The sequence below is a fragment of the Stenotrophomonas sp. YIM B06876 genome (assembly GCF_030711595.1).
In the GTDB taxonomy this organism is placed as follows: Bacteria; Pseudomonadota; Gammaproteobacteria; order Xanthomonadales; family Xanthomonadaceae; genus Stenotrophomonas.
Map to the genome: position 1 here is coordinate 172,866 of NZ_JAUJUJ010000001.1, position 17,026 is coordinate 189,891.

The following is a 17,026-nucleotide window of genomic DNA, read 5'->3' on the forward strand; positions in this document are numbered from 1 at the left end:
CGTGTCCAGAGGCGAAGTCCCCATGGCGTTCCGCGCGGTAGCAGCGCGCAAGGAACCCAAAATGAAGCGAATGCTGATCAACGCCACGCAGGCCGAAGAACTGCGCGTGGCCATCGTCGACGGGCAGACCCTGTACGACATCGACATCGAGCAACCGTCGAAGGAACAGAAGAAGTCCAACATCTACAAGGGGCGCATCACCCGGCTGGAGCCGTCGCTTGAAGCGGCCTTCGTCGAATACGGTGGCGACCGTCACGGCTTTCTGCCGCTGAAGGAAATTTCCCGCGATTACTTCCAGACCGGCGTCGATCCCAACAAGGCCGGCATCAAGGAACTCCTGCGCGAAGGCCAGGAAATCGTGGTGCAGGTGGACAAGGATGAACGCGGCAACAAGGGCGCCGCGCTGACCACGTTCATCTCGCTGGCCGGCCGCTACATGGTGCTGATGCCGAACTCCCCCAGCGCCGGCGGCGTGTCGCGCCGGATCGAAGGCGAGGACCGCGCGGCACTGAAGGACGCGCTGGACAAGCTCGACATCCCCGAGGACATGGGCGTGATCATCCGCACCGCCGGCGTGGGCCGCGATGCCGAGGAACTGCAGTGGGATCTGGATTACCTGTTGCAGGTGTGGCGTTCGATCGCCGAAGCCGCACTGACCAAGCCGGCGCCATTCCTGATCTACCAGGAATCGCGGCTGATCGTGCGCGCCCTGCGTGACTACCTGCGCGCCGACGTGGGCGAGATCCTGGTCGACACCGAAGAGCTGTACGAGACCGCGCGCGAGTTCATGCAGCAGGTGATGCCGCAGACGCTGCGCAAGCTCAAGCATTACAAAGACGACATTCCGCTGTTCAACCGCTTCCAGATCGAGTCGCAGATCGAGGCGATCTATGAGCGCAACGTGCGCCTGCCCTCGGGCGGCTCGATCGTGGTCGACCAGACCGAAGCGCTGACCGCCGTCGACGTGAACTCCTCGCGCGCCACCAAGGGCAGCGACATCGAGGACACCGCGTTCCAGACCAACCTGGAAGCGGCTGAAGAAGTGGCCCGCCAGTTGCGCCTGCGCGATCTGGGCGGCCTGGTGGTGATCGATTTCATCGACATGTCCTCGTCCAAGCACCAGCGTGAAGTCGAGAACCGCCTGCAGAGCGCCCTCAAGTACGACCGTGCGCGTGTGCAGCTGGGCCGTATTTCCCGCTTCGGCCTGATGGAAATGAGCCGCCAGCGCCTGCGTCCCAGCCTGGGCGAGTCCAGCCAGATCGTCTGCCCGCGTTGCGACGGCCATGGCCGCATGCGCAGCGTCGAGTCGCTGTCGCTGTCCATCATCCGCGTCGCCGAAGAGCACGCGATGAAGGAGAACACCGGGCAGGTGCTGGTCCAGGCTCCGGTGGAAATCGCCAATTACCTGCTCAACGAGAAGCGCAGTGCGCTGCGCGAGATCGAAAACCGCCACGATGCCCCGATCGTCATCGTCGCCGACGAGCAACTGCATACACCGCATTACGAAGTCACGCGCCTGCGTGAAAACGAGCTGGGCGAGGAAAGTGGCCGCCCGAGCTACCAGCGCGGCACCCCGCGCAAGCTGCCGGTGCATGCCCTGACCAAGGCCCAGCTCAACATCCCGCCGGCACCGGCGGTCACCCAGGTCAAGCACAGCCAGCCGGCACCGGTCCGCGAGATTGCGGAAGCCGCCCCGGCCCCGGCCGTCGTGGCTGCGCCCGTCGCGGTTCCGGCCGCCACCGGCGTGATCGGCTGGCTCAAGCGCATCTTCGGTGCGGAACCGGCCCAGGCCGAGCCGGCATCGCGTCCGCGCCAGGACGGTGCTCGCAACAACCGCAATGATCGCAATCCGCGCCGCGATGGCAACCGGGACAGCAACCGCAGCGGCAACGGCAACACCCCGTCGCAGGGTCGCAATGGCGGCAACAACGGCAAGCGCGACGAGCGTCGGGATGAGCGTCGCCAAAACGTTGCAGCGCAGCCCCAGGCAGCCAATCCGCAGTCGGCCAAGCCGCGCAACGAACAGCCGCAGACGCCCAAGCCGCCGCGCAATGAGCAGCAGCCCAAGCAGTCCAAGCAGCCGCGTCAGCAGACCAACCCCAAGGGCCAGAACGAAACAGAAAAAGCCGCACTGAACCCGGGCGAGAAGCCGGCAAAGCAGCAGGAAAGCGGCCGCAACCCGGCACCGCAGCACCCGAGTCCCGCGGCCAATCCGGCCGTTGCGGCCGTTGCGACAGTGCCCGCAGTGGCCGCCGAAGTGATCACCCTTCCCGCACCGGCAGCTACGGCCATCGTCGCCACCGAAGCCCAGGCTCCGGTTGCCGCTGATGAAACCCTGGTGCAGACCGTGGCTGAAGAAAGCGCCACCGCCTCGACCGCGGCCGATGAAGGCCCCGGTGAAGGCAGTGCGCGCCGTCGTCGCGGTCGTCGGGGCGGTCGTCGCCGTCGTCGTGGCGGCAGCGAGGCTGGCCACGGCACCGAAACCACTGGCCACGATGACGATGGTGCCGATGACAGTGAAGGCGACAATACCGCCGCCGGCCCGCAGCCGAGCGGCCATCATCCCGAGTTCGACTTCGACGATGAGACCGCCTCGGCTCCGGTCGTGATCCAGCCGCCCGCCGCAGCGCAGCCGGCCGTTCCCGCATCACCGGTGGTGAAGCAGCCGCTGGCCAGCGAAACCGTGCAGCGCCCGGTCGTGCCGGTCAGCGCCCCGCTGCAGCAGTCGGCCGAAGTCGCGATGGCGCCAGTGGCAGCGGAACCGGCAGCGGTCATCACCGCCCCGCCCGCAGCGGAAGTGGAAGTTGCCGCCGCCGAAGCTCCGGCTCCGACGGTGCGCAGCGAGCCGGTGCAGACCAGCATGCTGGACGCGCTGCCTGCCGAGCAGCCGGCCATTCCGGCAGCGGTCGTCGAAGCGGCGACCATCGCTCCCGTCACAGAAGCCGCGCCGGCCCCGCAACCGCAGAACGGCTACCTGTTTGCGTCCGCGCCTGCCGCAGAGGCTGCACCGGTCGAGCCGAAGGCAGCGCTGGAGAAGCCGGCGCACGCCGATGCAGGCAACGACGACGCGGGCAAAGCCGCCGGAGGCGACGACAAGGACCATCGCGCCAGCTGACCGGCGCAGGTGGCAAGTGTTGAAACAGAGAAGCGGCCCCACGGGCCGCTTCTTTGTCATGCATCCGATGGCCGGGAAAACACTCCCGCTTCGCGATCTCAGAACGGCTTGGCCGGATCGAGCAGGCCGTACTGGGTCGCCAGACGCGCCAGGGCGATGTTGTCCTGCACTCCGATCTTCTCGAACAGGCGGGCCTTGTGCGTAACGACCGTCTTGGCACTCAGGCTCAGGCGTTTGGCGATCTCCTCCTGACGCAATCCCTGGGTCAGCAGCAACGTGACCTCCAGTTCACGCGGAGACAGCGCGTCGAACGGACAGCCACCGCCTTCGAGATTGGCCAGCGCCAGGTTTTGCGCCACGCTGCTGCCCAGATAGCGGCGCCCCAGGGCGACGTCGTGCACCGCACGGATCAGCTCCTGGGCATCACCGCCTTTGCCCACGTAGCCCGAGGCACCGGCCTCCAGCAGCCGCTTGGGCAGCGGGCCATCCTCCAGCACCGACACGATCACCACCCGGGTGCCGTGGTTGCCCTTGATGATGCGCTCGGTCACTTCCAGCCCACTGACCCCGGGCAGATGCAGATCACACAGCACCACATCCGGTTTCAGCTGCCGGATCTGCGGCAAGGCTTCCTCGCCACTTTCAGCTTCACCGACGACTTCGATGCCGACTTCGCCGGCAAGAATCATCCGGATGCCGGTGCGCACCAATGCGTGGTCGTCAACAAGAAAAACCCTGATGGTCATTCCAGCATCCCCCGACAGCAGAAAAATAAGCCCGCCCCATTTCGCGTTTGCTACCCGACAAACGGAGGATCCCCCCTTCACTCCCGCCGCCGGCCGGTTCACGCACACGCGCCATTATCAACCAGAAAGTGGCCAAGCCGGACTTACTCAAGGTCCGGCACGCAGGTTCGAGTGACCTCACCCATTGCATCCAGACGGATGCGGGCGGGTGGCCTGCGGTTGGCGCGGCCATTGTCGGGCGCGCAAGCCGCCCGATCTATCAGGGCTCCGCCCATCCCAGGCTAGGATTTTTCCGACCTCCGCCGGCTCTTGCGCGAAAGCATCAGCGCCCGATCGCCGACCAGGGCGCTCGCCGGCGGAACAGCAACAGGTACACACCGACCACCCACGCCAGCCCAGCGCACCAGCCGCCGAGGATGTCGGACGGGTAATGCACGCCCAGATAGACGCGCGAAAATCCCACCAGAACCGCGAACAGCGCCCCCAGCAGCAGCACCGGCCAGCGCCAGCACGTGGGCCACGCCAGCAGCACTAGGATGGCCACCAGTGTCATCGAGCCCATGGCGTGGCCACTGGGGAAGCTGAAACTGGATTCGGGCGCAATCGACTCCCACAGCCCGGGACGGTCACGCTGGAAGAACGGCTTGCTGGCGAGGTTGAGCAGCGCCGACCCCACCACCGCGATGGCCGCAAAGCTGCCCTCGCGCCAATGTCGGCGCGCCAGCAGCAGCGCCACCAGCAGCATATCCAGTGGGATCACGCCCCACTGGTAGCCGAGCCGGGAGATCCAGACAACGCCGGCATCCAGTCGCGGCGATGCCATCGCGTGCATCCGCCATAACAGCGCATGGTCGAAATGGAAGGCTTCGAACTCGTGGATTTCATCGGCCAGTGCGACAAACACCGCCAACGGCAGCAACACCCCGACAAACAACAGGACAAAACGCCAGCTGTTGCGGCGCAGCCAGTGGCGGAAGCCGGCCGCTTCCTCGGGAATGGGATTATCCGCGCTGGCGCGCATACTTCTGGTCGACGTAGGCGTCGATCAGGGTCACAAATTCCTGGGCGATGTTTTCGCCGCGCAGCGTCACCGTCTTTTCGCCATCGACAAACACCGGCGCCGCCGGCGCCTCGCCGGTACCCGGCAGTGAAATGCCGATATTGGCGTGACGCGACTCACCCGGTCCGTTGACGATGCAGCCCATCACCGCCAGGGTCATGTTCTCGGCGCCGGGATGGCTGACCTTCCATTCCGGCATCTTCGCGCGGACATGGTTCTGCACCACGCCGGCCAGCTCCTGGAAGAATTCGGACGTGGTACGACCGCAGCCGGGACAGGCCGTCACCAGCGGGGTGAACGCCCGCTGCCCGGTGGTCTGCAGCAGCTCCTGGGCGACGATCACCTCGGCCGTGCGCGACTGCCCCGGTTCGGGCGTCAGCGAGATGCGGATGGTGTCGCCGATACCCTCCTGCAGCAGCACCGCCAGCGCCGCCGCCGAGGCGACGATGCCCTTGCTGCCGATGCCCGCTTCGGTCAGGCCCAGGTGCAGGGCGAAGTCGGAGCGCTGGGCAAGATCCCGGTACACCGCGATCAGTTCCTGTACGCCGCTGACCTTGGCCGACAGCACGATGCGATCACGCGCAAGGCCCAGTTCCACCGCGGTTTCGGCCGACTCCAGCGCCGAGCGGATCAACGCCTCGCGCAGTACCCGGCTGGCATCCCACGGCTGCTCACGGCGACTGTTCTCGTCCATCAGCCGCGCGGCCAGCGCCTGGTCCAGCGAGCCCCAGTTGGCGCCGATGCGCACCGGCTTGTTGTAGCGGATCGCAAACTCGATCAGCTGTGCGAACTGGGTGTCTTTCTTCTTGCCGAAACCGACGTTGCCCGGATTGATCCGGTACTTGGCCAAGGCCTCGGCGCAGGCCGGCTCCCGGGTCAGCAGCTGATGACCGTTGTAATGGAAATCACCGATCAGCGGCACCTCGATGCCCATCATCGCCAGCTTCTCGACGATGCGCGGAATGGCAGCGGCCGACTCGGGATTGTTGACCGTCAAGCGCACCATTTCCGATCCGGCACGCCACAGTTCTGCGACCTGCTTGACGCTGGAAGCGACATCGGCGGTATCGGTATTGGTCATCGACTGCACCACAATCGGCGAGCCTCCGCCCACCTTCACCCCGCCGATATCGACGGAGCGGGTAATGCGGCGGGGCCACGCGGTAGCATCGGTGGGCGGAGTCGGTCGGGTCACGGCGTCATGCATGGCGCCATTTTAGCGCGGCCCGTGCCTGCCCGGCCATGAATCGCCCACGCTGATACCCGGCCCTGTAGCGGATGGTTGCAGGCACTGGCATCGGCGAACGCATACGATTCACACCATGCAAACCCACGACACCTCATTCCTGCGCACCCTGTGCAGCCTGCGCTGGCTGGCCACAGCCGGACAGGCGGCCACCATCCTGGTAGCCACCTGGCTGTTGCGGCTGGAACTGCCCCAGCAGCCATTGTGGGCCGGCGTGGCGGTGCTGGCGCTGTTCAACCTGTATGTGCAGCTGCGGGTACACGACGCCGACCCCGCGCCTGTGACCGCCTTCGGCCATATCCTGGTCGATGTGACCGTGCTGACCTGGATGATCGGCTGGAGCGGCGGCATCGCCAATCCGTTCGGCTCGCTGTTCCTGATCCTGATCGCGCTGGCGGCGCTGGCCCTGCCGCTGCGCTGGACACTGGCGGTGGCGGCGGCCTGCGTGGGCGGCTATGCACTCAGCGCGATCTTCGGCATGCCGCTGCAGGGCGGACGCTTCGACGTGATGGCGCTGCATCTGTGGGGAACGGCTGCCAGCTTCCTGATTTCCAGCGCGGTGGTGCTGGTCTTCTCCACCCGCCTTGCGCTTGCGTTGCGCGAACGCGAGCGTGAACTCGCCTTGCTGCGCGAGCGCTTTGCCCGCAATGAAGGCATTGTCGCGCTGGCGACCCACGCCGCGTCGGTCGCGCATGAATTGAACACGCCGCTGGCGACGATGACCCTGCTGACCGACGACATTGCCGAACAGAGCGAAAGCAGTGAAGTGCGTGACGACGTGGAAACACTGCGCGAGCTGCTGGTGCAATGCCGCGAGCGGGTGCTGGCGCTGGCCAAACCGGCGGCCGGCAATGTGCCCGGACGCGAGCCGGTGACGTTGCCGCAGGTGCTGGAGCAATGGCGCCTGGTGCGCCCCACCATTGCCCTCAAGCGCAATGACGATGCGCCGCTGCAGCTGCCCCTGGACCCGGGCATCGGCCACCTGTTGATGGTGCTGCTGAACAATGCCGCCGATGCCGGCGAGAAGGCCGGGCGGCCACAGGTCGACCTGTCACTGCGCATCGAAGGCGACCACCTGGTCGGCGAAGTGCGCGACTACGGCCACGGCTTCGACGCGCGCCAGGCGGTGCTGCCCGGGACATTGTTCAACAGCGGAAAAACCGACGGCCTGGGCGTGGGCCTGGCCCTGTCCCACGCTACGATTGAGCGCCTGGAAGGCGAGCTGTGGATGCGCCCGGCCAACGGCGCCGGCACCCGCGTCGGCTTCCGCCTGCCCCTGTTCCCTCGAGAGACTGCCGCATGACCTCCTTCGTCCCCGCTGCCAACCCGGCAACGCATGGCCTGCTGGTCGACGACGACCAGCTCTACCTGCGTACCCTGCAGCGCAGCCTCGCCCGCCAGGGCCTGGAAACCGTTACCGCCAGCGACACCCCCTCGGCGTTGCTGCTGGCCCGGCAACAACCGCCCGCGTTCGCGTTGATCGACCTCAAACTGGGCGCCGAATCCGGCCTGACCCTGATCCAGCCGCTGCGCGCGCTGCGCGAGGATATGCGCATCCTGCTGGTGACCGGCTATGCCAGCATCGCCACCGCGGTGGAGGCGATCAAGCTGGGCGCCGACGACTACCTGCCCAAGCCGGCCACGGTACAGATGATCCTGCGCGCGCTGGGCGAGGATGACGACGGCCCGGCTGATGACGGCGAACTCGAACCGCCCGATGCGATGACCCCGATCAGCCGCCTGCAGTGGGAGCACATCCAGCAGGCGATGCACGAAACCGGCGGCAATGTGTCGGCGGCCGCGCGCCTGCTCGGCATGCACCGGCGCTCACTGCAGCGCAAACTGGCCAAGCGCCCCAGCCCCGGCGCGTGATCGCCTCCACGCATTCGCGTATCAGCCCCTGATTTGCCGGGCGATCCCTGCGGGCGCCCACCATCACCGGGATTCCGCGCCGCCTGGCGGCGCCGCTGCCCGCCTGGTCTACAAGGGGAGCTGTTCCGCCCAAGGGCTCCGAGGGGCCGCACAGTGGGTCATTCGGACTTCGCTCAGCTGCTTCGCGCTCCGCCGGCATCCGCCGCGATGGGGTGGATGCGCGCTACAGAGAGGACTGGCGGAGGTGCCAGGCGCCGATCACCGCACTTCAGGCGCGCGTTGGCGCGTGAGCTGTGCCAGCAACTCGCGCGTCACCGGGTCCGTGACCGCGGCGGCCTGTCCCTGCAGCGCCGGCAGCAACTGGCTGGCCAGGTGCTTGCCCAGCTCCACGCCGAACTGGTCGAAGGCGTTGATGTTCCAGATCAGCGACTGCACGTACACGGCGTGTTCGTACATCGCGATCAGCGCGCCCAGCGCGTGCGGAGTCAGTGCATCGAGCAGGATCAGCGTGCTCGGGCGGCCGCCCGGGTAATCGCGATGCGGATCGTCACTGCCCTGGCCGTTGGCCAGCGCCTCGGTCTGCGCCAGCAGGTTGGCCATCAGCGCCTGGTGGTTGAGCACGTAGGGATCATCGTTGTGGACGCAACCGATGAAATCGGCCGGAACCACGCTGGTGCCCTGGTGCAGCGCCTGGAAGAAACTGTGCTGCACATCGGTGCCCGCCCCGCCCCACCATACCGGCACGGTGTCGCAGGCCACCGGGCTGCCATCGAGCTGCACGCGTTTGCCCAGACTCTCCATCAGCAGCTGCTGCAGATAGGCCGGCAGCAACGCCAGACGCTGGTCATAGGTCATCACCGCCTGCGTGGCGTACCCGAGCAGGTTGCGATTCCAGATATCGGTTAGTGCATGCAGCACCGGCAGGTTCTGCGCGAGCGGTGCGTTCAGCGCATGCTCGTCCATCTGCGCGGCACCGGCCAGCAACTGCTCGAAGCACTCGAAACCGATGGCCAGCGCAATCGGGAACCCCACCGCGGACCACAACGAGTAGCGACCGCCGACCCAGTCCCACATCGGCAACACGTGCTCCGGTGCGATCGCGAACGCCTTGGCCGCACGCCCCGGGTTGGCGCTGACCGCGTACAGACGTTCGCTGCCACCCAGCCAGTCATGCAGGATCTGCCCGTTGAGCAGGGTTTCCTGGGTGCCAAAGGTTTTTGAAATCACGATGCCGGCGGTAGTGGCCGGATCCAGCGTGGCGAGCGTGCGTTGCATCGCCGCGCCATCGACGTTGGAGACGAAGTGCACCCGGAACCGCGCGCCGGTCACCGGACGCAGCGCATCGGCCACCAGTCGCGGGCCGAGATCGGAGCCGCCGATGCCGACGCTGACGATATCGGTGACGCGGGTGCTTTCCAGCGCGCGGACCAGTTCGCCCATCTGCTGGCGCACCCGCGCCGCCTCGGCATAGGCCGCGCGCGCGGCCGGCGCGTCACAGCTGTCGCCCCGCAAGGCGGTGTGCAGCGCGGCACGGTCTTCGGTCACATTGACCTTCTCGCCACGGAACAGTCGCTGGAAACCGCCGGCGACATCGCGCTCGGCGGCCAGCTGCAACAGCGCATCCAATGCCGCGCGATCGTACTTCTGCCGCGCAAAGTTGCAGTACAACGGGCCGACGCGCACCGCCAGCGCCACCGCACGGTCCGGCTCGGAAGCCAACAGCGAGGAGATGCCCGTACCGCGCAAACGTTGGGCATGCGAGTGCAGCGCGTCGAATCCGGTGTTTTTGATCATGCGGCCTGCGTGGGAATCGTATCGTTGGTGTGGGTGATGCGGTTGTTGCCATCCACATAGACCAGCTTGGGACGGAACGCATCGGCCTCAGCTTCGCTCATGCTGGCGAAAGCGGCAATGATGATGATGTCACCCACCTGCACATGGCGTGCAGCGCCGCCATTCAGCGACACAACGCCGCTGCCGGCTTCGGCGCGGATCGCATAGGTGGAGAAACGCGCCCCATTGGTGACGTCCCAGATATGCACCTGCTCGAACTCACGGATGCCGGTGGCGGCCAGCAGATCGTCGTCGATCGCGATGGAACCTTCGTAGTTCAGTTCGGAATGGGTGACGGTGGCGCGGTGGATTTTGGTTTTAAGCAAGGAAAGCTGCATGGGAATCGCGGAACTGCCGGCAGGGGAAGGCGCGCAGTCTAGCACCGCTGTCGCCCCTGCCAGAACTGCCACCGGTGGTGCATCTGGCCTGCACTTCCCGGCATGCAAATGGCGCCACCACGGCGCCATTTGCGGTCCCACCCGAGGGCCATGCTGGACAGCGACTGTCCTGCGGCCATCAGAACTCGATGTTGTCGATCAACCGGGTGGTACCCAGCCGGGCGGCGATCAGGGCCACACGTTCACCGGTGCTGTGCTCATCGGGCTCACTCAGATCCGGCCGCCGCACCACCGCATAGTCCACCTCGAAACCTTCGGCCTGGAGCCGGGCAACCGCATTGGCCTCGATTTGCGGCCGTGGCGCACCGGACCGGCTGGCATCCCGCATCGCCACCAGCACGCGCCGGATCGCGGTGGATTTCGGACGCGTGTCGGCCGTCAGATACTGGTTGCGCGAACTCATCGCCAACCCGTCGTCCTCGCGCACGATATCGCCGCCGATGATCTGGATCGGGAACGCCAGGTCGGCCACCATCTGCCGGATCACCGCCAGCTGCTGGTAGTCCTTGCGCCCGAACGCGGCCACATCCGGCTGCACCTGGTTGAACAGCCGCGACACCACCGTGCATACGCCATCGAAGTGGCCCGGCCGATGCGCGCCTTCGAGCAGGCTGCTGATGCCCGGCACATGCACATTGGCAGCCAGCTCCACGCCAAACGGGTACATCGATTCGACCGTGGGCAGCCACAGCACATCACATCCAGCCTGCTCCAGCCCGGTGGTATCGGCCTCGGGCGTACGCGGATAGCGGGTGAAGTCCTCGTTCGGGCCGAACTGGGTCGGATTGACAAACACGCTGGAAACCACGCGATCGGCATGCTGCCGCGCCAGCTTGACCAGCGAATAGTGGCCGGCATGCAGGTTGCCCATGGTCGGGACCAGTGCCACGCGCAGGCCGGCGCGCTTCCAGCCGGTGACGATGTCGCGCAGCCGGGAAAGTTCGGTAACGGTTTCAATCATGAGGCGTAGGCATGTTCTGCGTCGGGAAAGGTTCCGGCGCGCACGGCGTCGGCGAAGGCCCGGGTGGCACCGGCAACCGAGCCGCCTTCGGCAAGGAAATCCTTGACGAACTTGGGACGGCGATGGCCGCTGTCCAGACCCAGCATGTCATGCATCACCAATACCTGGCCATCGCACTGCGCACCGGCACCGATGCCGATGGTCGGCACCGGCACTTCGGCCGTGACCAGTGCGGCGAGCGGGGTCGGCAGGCATTCCAGCACGATCATGCTGGCACCGGCCTGGACCACGGCGGCGGCATCATCGCGCAGCTGCCGGGCGGCATCGCCGCGGCCCTGCACCCGGTAACCGCCCAGGCGCAGCACCGATTGCGGCGTCAGCCCCAGATGCGAACACACCGGGATTTCGCGCTCCACCAGGTACCGGATGATGTCCAGCTTGAAGCCTGCGCCCTCGATCTTGACCATCTCCGCGCCGGCCTGCAGAAAGCGCAGCGATGCCTCAAATGCTCTTTCCGGGGTGGCGTCGGCACCAAACGGCAGGTCGGCGACCAGCAGTGCGCGCTGCAGCACCTTGGCCACGGCCGCGGTGTGATAGGCGATGTCGTCCACCGTGACCGGCAAGGTCGAATCGTGACCCTGCACCACCATGCCCAGCGAATCGCCAACCAGGATCAGGTCGACACCATTGGCATCGAAGGTGCGGGCGAAACCGGCATCGTAGGCGGTCAACATCACCAGCTTCTGGCCATTGCGCTTGGCCTCGGCCAGCGCGGGAACGGTCCAGGGCTTGCTGTCTGCGTGGGAGCTCATGAATTGATAACGGATGGCGATGAGCCGTGCATTATCCCCCTATCGGGGCGATACCGCAGGTTTTCAGATCATCCAGGGCACTGCGCACCGTGCCACGGCCCGGGATGACCGCGTCAGGAGCGATATCGGCCAAGGGCAACAGCGCGAAAGCACGCTCATGCAGATAGGGATGTGGCACCTGCAAGTGCGGCAGAGCAATGACCTGCTCGCCGTACAACAGCAGATCCAGATCCAGCGTACGCGGCCCCCAGCGCTCACCCGGCAGGCGGATGCGACCAAACGCGCGCTCCGTCTGCAACAACGCCTGCAGCAGCTCCGGTGCGGAAAGACCGGTATCAACCACCGCCGCGGCATTGATGAAAGGCGGCTGCGCCTCATTGCCCCATGCCGGCGTGCGGAACAGCCGCGAACAGGCGACCACACGGGTGGCAGGCAGCCGGTCCAGCGCGACCATCGCCGCGCGCACCGCGGCTTCGGCGTCACCGAGGTTGGCGCCCAGACCGATACTCGCCCTCACCATGCCCTTACTCGCCCGACGCCACACCACCGCTACTGGTGCGTCGACGCCGGCGACGACGACGTGGAGCATCACCTTCACCCCCCTCATCGATGAGGGAGACATCCGCTGACGGGTCGAACTCATGTACGGATTGTTGCTGGGTCAACTGCCAGAACGCGATGTCGTCGGCATGCTCGCTGGAAGCGGTTTGCCGCAGCACAAGGAAGTCGAACGCGGCGCGGAAGCGCGGATGGCTCAGGGTGCGGATCACCCGCTTGCGCTGGCGCGAACTGAAACGCGACTGCAACAGCCAGATTTCCTGCATTGGCAACGAAAAACGCCGCGGCAACGCGATGGTGGTGAGCTGGTGCAGGGTCACCCGGTCCGCGGCGCGGCGCTGGGCTTCTTCGGGAGCCAGTCCCTGCTTCTGCAGCAGGATCATCGAGCGGCAGAACGCCGGCCACAACAACAGCGCGAACAGGAACGCCGGCGACACTGGCTCGTCGTTGGCGACCCGCGTATCGGTATTGCGCAGGCCTTCGATCAGCATCCGCCGCAGCGCGCCACTGCGATTGCTCTTCAGCGCCGCCGCAGTTTCCGGGAACAGCACCGCCAGCAGGCCATACCGTTCCAGCCCTTCGAAGCTGGCCACAGCATGCCCGGACAGGAACAGCTTGAGCACTTCCTCAAACAGCCGTGCCGGGGCGGAATCGGCGAGCAATCCTGCCAGCCGCGGAATCGGCGCGGCGGTGGCCGCCTCGATCTCGAAGTCGAGCTTTGCCGCCAGCCGCACTGCGCGCAGCATGCGCACCGGATCTTCCTGATAACGCTGCTCGGGATCGCCTATCAGCTTCATCAGCCGCGCCTGCACGTCCTCGAAGCCACCGACATAATCCCGCACCGAGAAGTCTTCAATGGCGTAGTACAACGCGTTGCAGGTGAAGTCGCGACGCACGGCATCGTCTTCGATGCTGCCGTAGACGTTGTCCCGCACCAGCATGCCGTTTTCCATCTCGCGATCACCGCTGCCATCGTCACTGTTGGCGCGGAAGGTGGCGACCTCGATGATCTCGCGGCCGAACACCACATGCGCCAGGCGAAACCGGCGGCCGATCAGCCGGCAATTGCGGAAAAGATGCTTGACCTCTTCCGGCGTGGCGCTGGTGGCCACGTCGAAATCCTTGGGGCGTCCAGCTACCAGCAGGTCCCGCACCGCGCCACCCACCAGGTAGGCGCCGAACCCGGCATCGCGCAAGCGGTACAGCACGCGCAGCGCGTTGGGGCTGATGTCCTTGCGGGAGATGGTGTGCTGATCGCGCGGAATGGTCCGCAGGGAGAACGGCGTTGTAACTGGGGAATTGATGTTGGCGCTTCCGGTTGAGGTTTTGGGATTGCCCAATGGCATCCAGGTCAATATACTAGCGCGCTGCGCCGGACGCGACAAAATGCTCCCTTCGTCTAGAGGTTAGGACGTGGCCCTCTCAAGGCTAAAACAGGGGTTCGAGTCCCCTAGGGAGCACCAACTCCGTCAGCGCTACATAAAAGCCCCGCCATGCGGGGCTTTTTGTTTTCCGCCCGCCCGGGTCCTGCGGGCACCCCGCATTTTCCATTGCGGGCATACCCCCGCCGGGGGAGCGGCGGTATCCACGGAAGCGGGCCGGTGATGCCTGCCTGCCCGGGCCGCGGCGCTGCAATCCACCTTGGGCCCGCACTTCACCGCTCCGGCACATGCGCCACGGAAACCTGCGGCCCGGTGCGCTGCGGCACCCCGTCCCACCTCACAGGCAAATGAGAACGATCCGAACCCAGGGCAGCATCCTGCTCTAGAATTGGCATGGTTAAAGCCGGATCCTGCCATGCCCTTCGTCGTTACCGAAAACTGCATCAAGTGCAAACACACCGATTGCGTGGAAGTCTGTCCTGTGGACTGCTTCCATGAAGGCCCCAACTTTCTGGTCATCGACCCGGACGAGTGCATCGATTGCACCCTCTGCGAGCCGGAATGTCCGGTCAACGCCATCTACCCGGAAGACGATGTTCCCGCCGGCCAGGAGGGATTTGTCGCGTTGAATGCCGAACTGGCCAAGGCCTGGCCGGTACTGACCATCCGCAAGGACCCGCCCGCCGATGCGGAGGAGTGGAATGGCAAACCGGACAAACTGAAGCTGCTGGAACGCTGAGCCGCTCACCGGGACACCACACAGACAGAAACGGGCGCCGCGGCGCCCGTTCTGCCATCCGACCAGAGCCGGATCAGCCGCCCATGCGGGTCTTAAGCTCAGCCACCAGTTTGACCGCGGCCGGATCGGTCGCCGGCAGGCCGCGCGGATCCACCGCCGACACATAGGCGCCGGCGTCCACTGCGACCACGCGCACCAGGAAGTTGCTGCCTTCGTAGGCGACGTCATACGAACCCAGCAGCTGCGCACGGCTGGCGATAGTCACACCCTCGATGGCGGCCAATGCATCGCCCACCTTGCCGAACGCCTCGTCACGGGTACCGCTGACGGTGAAGCCGCTGTGGCCGGCTTCAGCCTGGCCGGCAACCGGGGTGGGGCGCGCCGCTGTCGAGGCCAGTGCCGGCACCTGGGCCGCGCCAGCGGTATTGGGCAGGGTCAGGTCCGGCGGGACTTCCAGCGGGCGGGTTTCCGCCGGCAAGGCGTAATCGCCGCGCGCGCCCTTCCTGAAGCAGCCGGTGGTGGCGGCCACGGTAACGGTGGCCAACAAAGCCAGAGACAGCGCGCGAACGAGGGAAACGGAGTGACGCATGGTGAATCTCCTGGGTCAGGCCACTGATGGTCAGCGGCTGGATAGCTCTTCCAACGCGCGAACGTCGGCAGCAAGGTGGTCGGCGGTGGCATGGTGCGCGGGCGACAACGGCAGCAGCGGCAAGCGCAGTCCGTGGCCGATACCGGCGCGTTGCAGCAGTGCCTTGACCGGAATGGGGTTGGATTCGATGCCACAGAATTCATGGTACGGCTGCAGACGCGCATCCCAGGCTTCGGCGGCGGCGCGCTCACCGGCACGTGCCAGATCGCACATCTGCCGATAGGACGCCGGCAGCGCATTGGACCCCACCGACACCAGACCATCAGCACCGGCCAGCATCGAACGCGAGGCACTGCCGTCGTCGCCACTGAGGATGGCGAAGCTGTCGCTGCGCAGCGCCAGCAACGCCTTGACGCGACCCACCTCGCCCACCGCCTCCTTGATACCGACGATATTCGGGTGCTGCGCCAGCTGCGCCACCGTTTCCGGCAGCAGATCGCAACCGGTGCGTCCGGGCACGTTGTACAGCACCACCGGCAGGCCACCGTTCTCGGCAACCGCCAGATAATGTGCAAGCAACCCGGCCTGGGTCGGACGCACATACGGTGGCGTGACCACCAGCGCATGGGTGGCGCCATTGTGTGCGGCACGCCGGGTCATCTCGATGGTTTTGGCGGTTCCCGAAAGACCGGTACCGGCCAGCACCGGCACCCGGCCGGCGACAAAGGCGACGGCACTGCGCAGCAGGGCCTCGTATTCGTCGTCGGACAGCATGGCCGCTTCACCGGTGGAACCGGCCACCACAACGCCATGCACGCCGCCCGCCAGCTGCATTTGCAGCAACCGCTGCCAGCCATCGGGGTCGAGTGCGCCGTCGGCCTGGAAAGGCGTCGCCAGCGCGGTAATGATGCCGGAAAGGGACAAGGAACCGTTGCTCTTCGTGGGGTAAAGAGGCCCGCCAGCAGGCAGGTTCGTGAACTGAAGCATGTTACTTGCGGGTCGAAAGCACGGGCAAGTATGCTGGACACTGGCAAACGGGCCTTCGCGGGCGCCGTTCAGACTCACCCGTACTACCGGAATCGCCTTGACCGACCCCACTCCCCGTCCGTTGCCGACTGAAAACCACCTCCTGATCAACGCCTATACGACGCATCCGGAGTCTCCACTGCTGTCCGTCACCCGCCGCATTGCCGACAGCGGCTGCAACCTGGTCGACGCGCGACTGTCCACCGTGGGCCGCGATGTGTCGGTGACCACACTGGCCACCGGCTCCTGGGATTCGGTCGCCAAGCTCGAAGCGATGCTGACCCGTCTCGAACGCGAGGAAGGGCTGAAGCTGGTGTGGTATCGCACCGAGGCCAAGCAGGCGCAGTCCAACCTGCTGCCCTATATCGTGGAAGTCATCGCCGCCGACAAGCCGGGCATCCTGTTCCAGCTGGCCGATTTCTTCGACCGCCAGGGCATCACCATCGAAAACCTGCAGAGCACCCGTTACCAGGCGATGCAGACGGGTGCGGAAATGTTTTCCGCGCAGATCACCATCGGCGTGCCCGACAACATGCACATCGCCGCCTTGCGCGACGATTTCCTCGAGTTCTGCGACCATCTCAACCTGGACGCGATCATGGACCCGATGAAGTTCTGAGTGTTCGCGTGCCCGTCACCGGCACGCGGCGTTTCATGTGCCTGCAATGGAACCACCCCAGGCTCCGGAA

The 17,026-nt window shown here is 66.0% G+C and carries 16 protein-coding genes and 1 tRNA gene; 6 read left to right on the forward strand and 11 right to left on the reverse strand.

The features are described 5' to 3' along the window. The first annotated feature begins 61 nt into the window (after positions 1 to 61). Entirely contained in the window at positions 62 to 3,115 is a 3,054-nt protein-coding gene (locus QZH66_RS00725; RefSeq protein WP_305804028.1) for an Rne/Rng family ribonuclease, read from the forward strand. A 98-nt stretch (positions 3,116 to 3,213) separates the two neighbouring features. On the opposite strand, the gene QZH66_RS00730 is transcribed toward QZH66_RS00725, so the two are convergent. The 3 genes from QZH66_RS00730 to ispG all read right to left on the reverse strand — a co-directional run bounded on the left by QZH66_RS00730 (position 3,214) and on the right by ispG (position 6,128). Next, positions 3,214 to 3,861, reverse strand: coding sequence for a response regulator (locus QZH66_RS00730; RefSeq protein ID WP_305804029.1), 648 nt, complete (start codon positions 3,859 to 3,861; stop codon positions 3,214 to 3,216). A 322-nt stretch (positions 3,862 to 4,183) separates the two neighbouring features. Continuing rightward, positions 4,184 to 4,882: a phosphatase PAP2 family protein gene (locus tag QZH66_RS00735; RefSeq protein WP_305804030.1), complete on the reverse strand. Its 699-nt coding sequence runs from the start codon at positions 4,880 to 4,882 to the stop codon at positions 4,184 to 4,186. After that, complete coding sequence (gene ispG / locus QZH66_RS00740; RefSeq protein ID WP_305804031.1) at positions 4,863 to 6,128, reverse strand: flavodoxin-dependent (E)-4-hydroxy-3-methylbut-2-enyl-diphosphate synthase; 1,266 nt, start codon at positions 6,126 to 6,128, stop codon at positions 4,863 to 4,865. Before ispG ends, QZH66_RS00735 begins: the two co-directional genes overlap by 20 nt. Positions 6,129 to 6,243: 115 nt before the next feature. On the opposite strand from ispG, the gene QZH66_RS00745 reads away from it, so the two are divergent. Both QZH66_RS00745 and QZH66_RS00750 read left to right on the forward strand, forming a co-directional pair. After that, positions 6,244 to 7,470, forward strand: a complete 1,227-nt coding sequence (locus QZH66_RS00745; RefSeq protein WP_305804032.1) for an ATP-binding protein — start codon at positions 6,244 to 6,246, stop codon at positions 7,468 to 7,470. Then, a complete protein-coding gene (locus QZH66_RS00750) occupies positions 7,467 to 8,039 on the forward strand; it encodes a response regulator transcription factor (protein WP_305804033.1) in 573 nt (190 codons plus the stop codon). Before QZH66_RS00745 ends, QZH66_RS00750 begins: the two co-directional genes overlap by 4 nt. A 258-nt stretch (positions 8,040 to 8,297) precedes the next feature. Here QZH66_RS00750 and pgi read toward each other — a convergent pair whose 3' ends face one another. The 6 genes from pgi to pcnB all read right to left on the reverse strand — a co-directional run bounded on the left by pgi (position 8,298) and on the right by pcnB (position 13,947). After that, positions 8,298 to 9,833, reverse strand: a complete 1,536-nt coding sequence (gene pgi, locus QZH66_RS00755) for a glucose-6-phosphate isomerase (protein WP_305804034.1) — start codon at positions 9,831 to 9,833, stop codon at positions 8,298 to 8,300. Next, entirely contained in the window at positions 9,830 to 10,210 is a 381-nt protein-coding gene (gene panD / locus QZH66_RS00760; RefSeq protein WP_305804035.1) for an aspartate 1-decarboxylase, read from the reverse strand. The genes pgi and panD overlap by 4 nt, the downstream gene beginning before the upstream one ends. 178 nt (positions 10,211 to 10,388) lie before the next feature. After that, positions 10,389 to 11,231, reverse strand: coding sequence for a pantoate--beta-alanine ligase (gene panC / locus QZH66_RS00765; RefSeq protein ID WP_305804036.1), 843 nt, complete (start codon positions 11,229 to 11,231; stop codon positions 10,389 to 10,391). Then, positions 11,228 to 12,043 carry a 3-methyl-2-oxobutanoate hydroxymethyltransferase gene (gene panB / locus QZH66_RS00770; protein ID WP_305804037.1) on the reverse strand — a complete coding sequence of 272 codons (816 nt, stop codon included), beginning with the start codon at positions 12,041 to 12,043 and terminating at the stop codon, positions 11,228 to 11,230. Before panB ends, panC begins: the two co-directional genes overlap by 4 nt. Positions 12,044 to 12,074: 31 nt before the next feature. Further along, the gene (folK, locus tag QZH66_RS00775; protein WP_305804038.1) at positions 12,075 to 12,563 is read right to left on the reverse strand and encodes a 2-amino-4-hydroxy-6-hydroxymethyldihydropteridine diphosphokinase; all 489 of its coding nucleotides are present in this window, start codon (positions 12,561 to 12,563) and stop codon (positions 12,075 to 12,077) included. A 4-nt stretch (positions 12,564 to 12,567) separates the two neighbouring features. Then, positions 12,568 to 13,947 (reverse strand): polynucleotide adenylyltransferase PcnB, encoded by a 1,380-nt coding sequence (gene pcnB / locus QZH66_RS00780; RefSeq protein ID WP_305804039.1) that lies wholly within the window; start codon positions 13,945 to 13,947, stop codon positions 12,568 to 12,570. A 42-nt stretch (positions 13,948 to 13,989) separates the two neighbouring features. On the opposite strand from pcnB, the gene QZH66_RS00785 reads away from it, so the two are divergent. Together QZH66_RS00785 and fdxA are read left to right on the forward strand one after the other, a co-directional pair. Continuing rightward, a tRNA-Glu gene (locus QZH66_RS00785) sits at positions 13,990 to 14,064 on the forward strand. Between the two features lie 334 nt (positions 14,065 to 14,398). Beyond that, entirely contained in the window at positions 14,399 to 14,722 is a 324-nt protein-coding gene (fdxA, locus tag QZH66_RS00790) for a ferredoxin FdxA (protein ID WP_305804040.1), read from the forward strand. Positions 14,723 to 14,795: 73 nt separating this feature from the next. On the opposite strand, the gene QZH66_RS00795 is transcribed toward fdxA, so the two are convergent. Then, positions 14,796 to 15,311 carry a hypothetical protein gene (locus tag QZH66_RS00795; RefSeq protein WP_305804041.1) on the reverse strand — a complete coding sequence of 172 codons (516 nt, stop codon included), beginning with the start codon at positions 15,309 to 15,311 and terminating at the stop codon, positions 14,796 to 14,798. Between the two features lie 30 nt (positions 15,312 to 15,341). Next, the gene (gene dapA / locus QZH66_RS00800; RefSeq protein ID WP_305804042.1) at positions 15,342 to 16,235 is read right to left on the reverse strand and encodes a 4-hydroxy-tetrahydrodipicolinate synthase; all 894 of its coding nucleotides are present in this window, start codon (positions 16,233 to 16,235) and stop codon (positions 15,342 to 15,344) included. Between the two features lie 160 nt (positions 16,236 to 16,395). On the opposite strand from dapA, the gene QZH66_RS00805 reads away from it, so the two are divergent. After that, the gene (locus tag QZH66_RS00805; RefSeq protein WP_305804043.1) at positions 16,396 to 16,956 is read left to right on the forward strand and encodes a glycine cleavage system protein R; all 561 of its coding nucleotides are present in this window, start codon (positions 16,396 to 16,398) and stop codon (positions 16,954 to 16,956) included. The last annotated feature ends 70 nt before the right edge of the window (positions 16,957 to 17,026 follow it).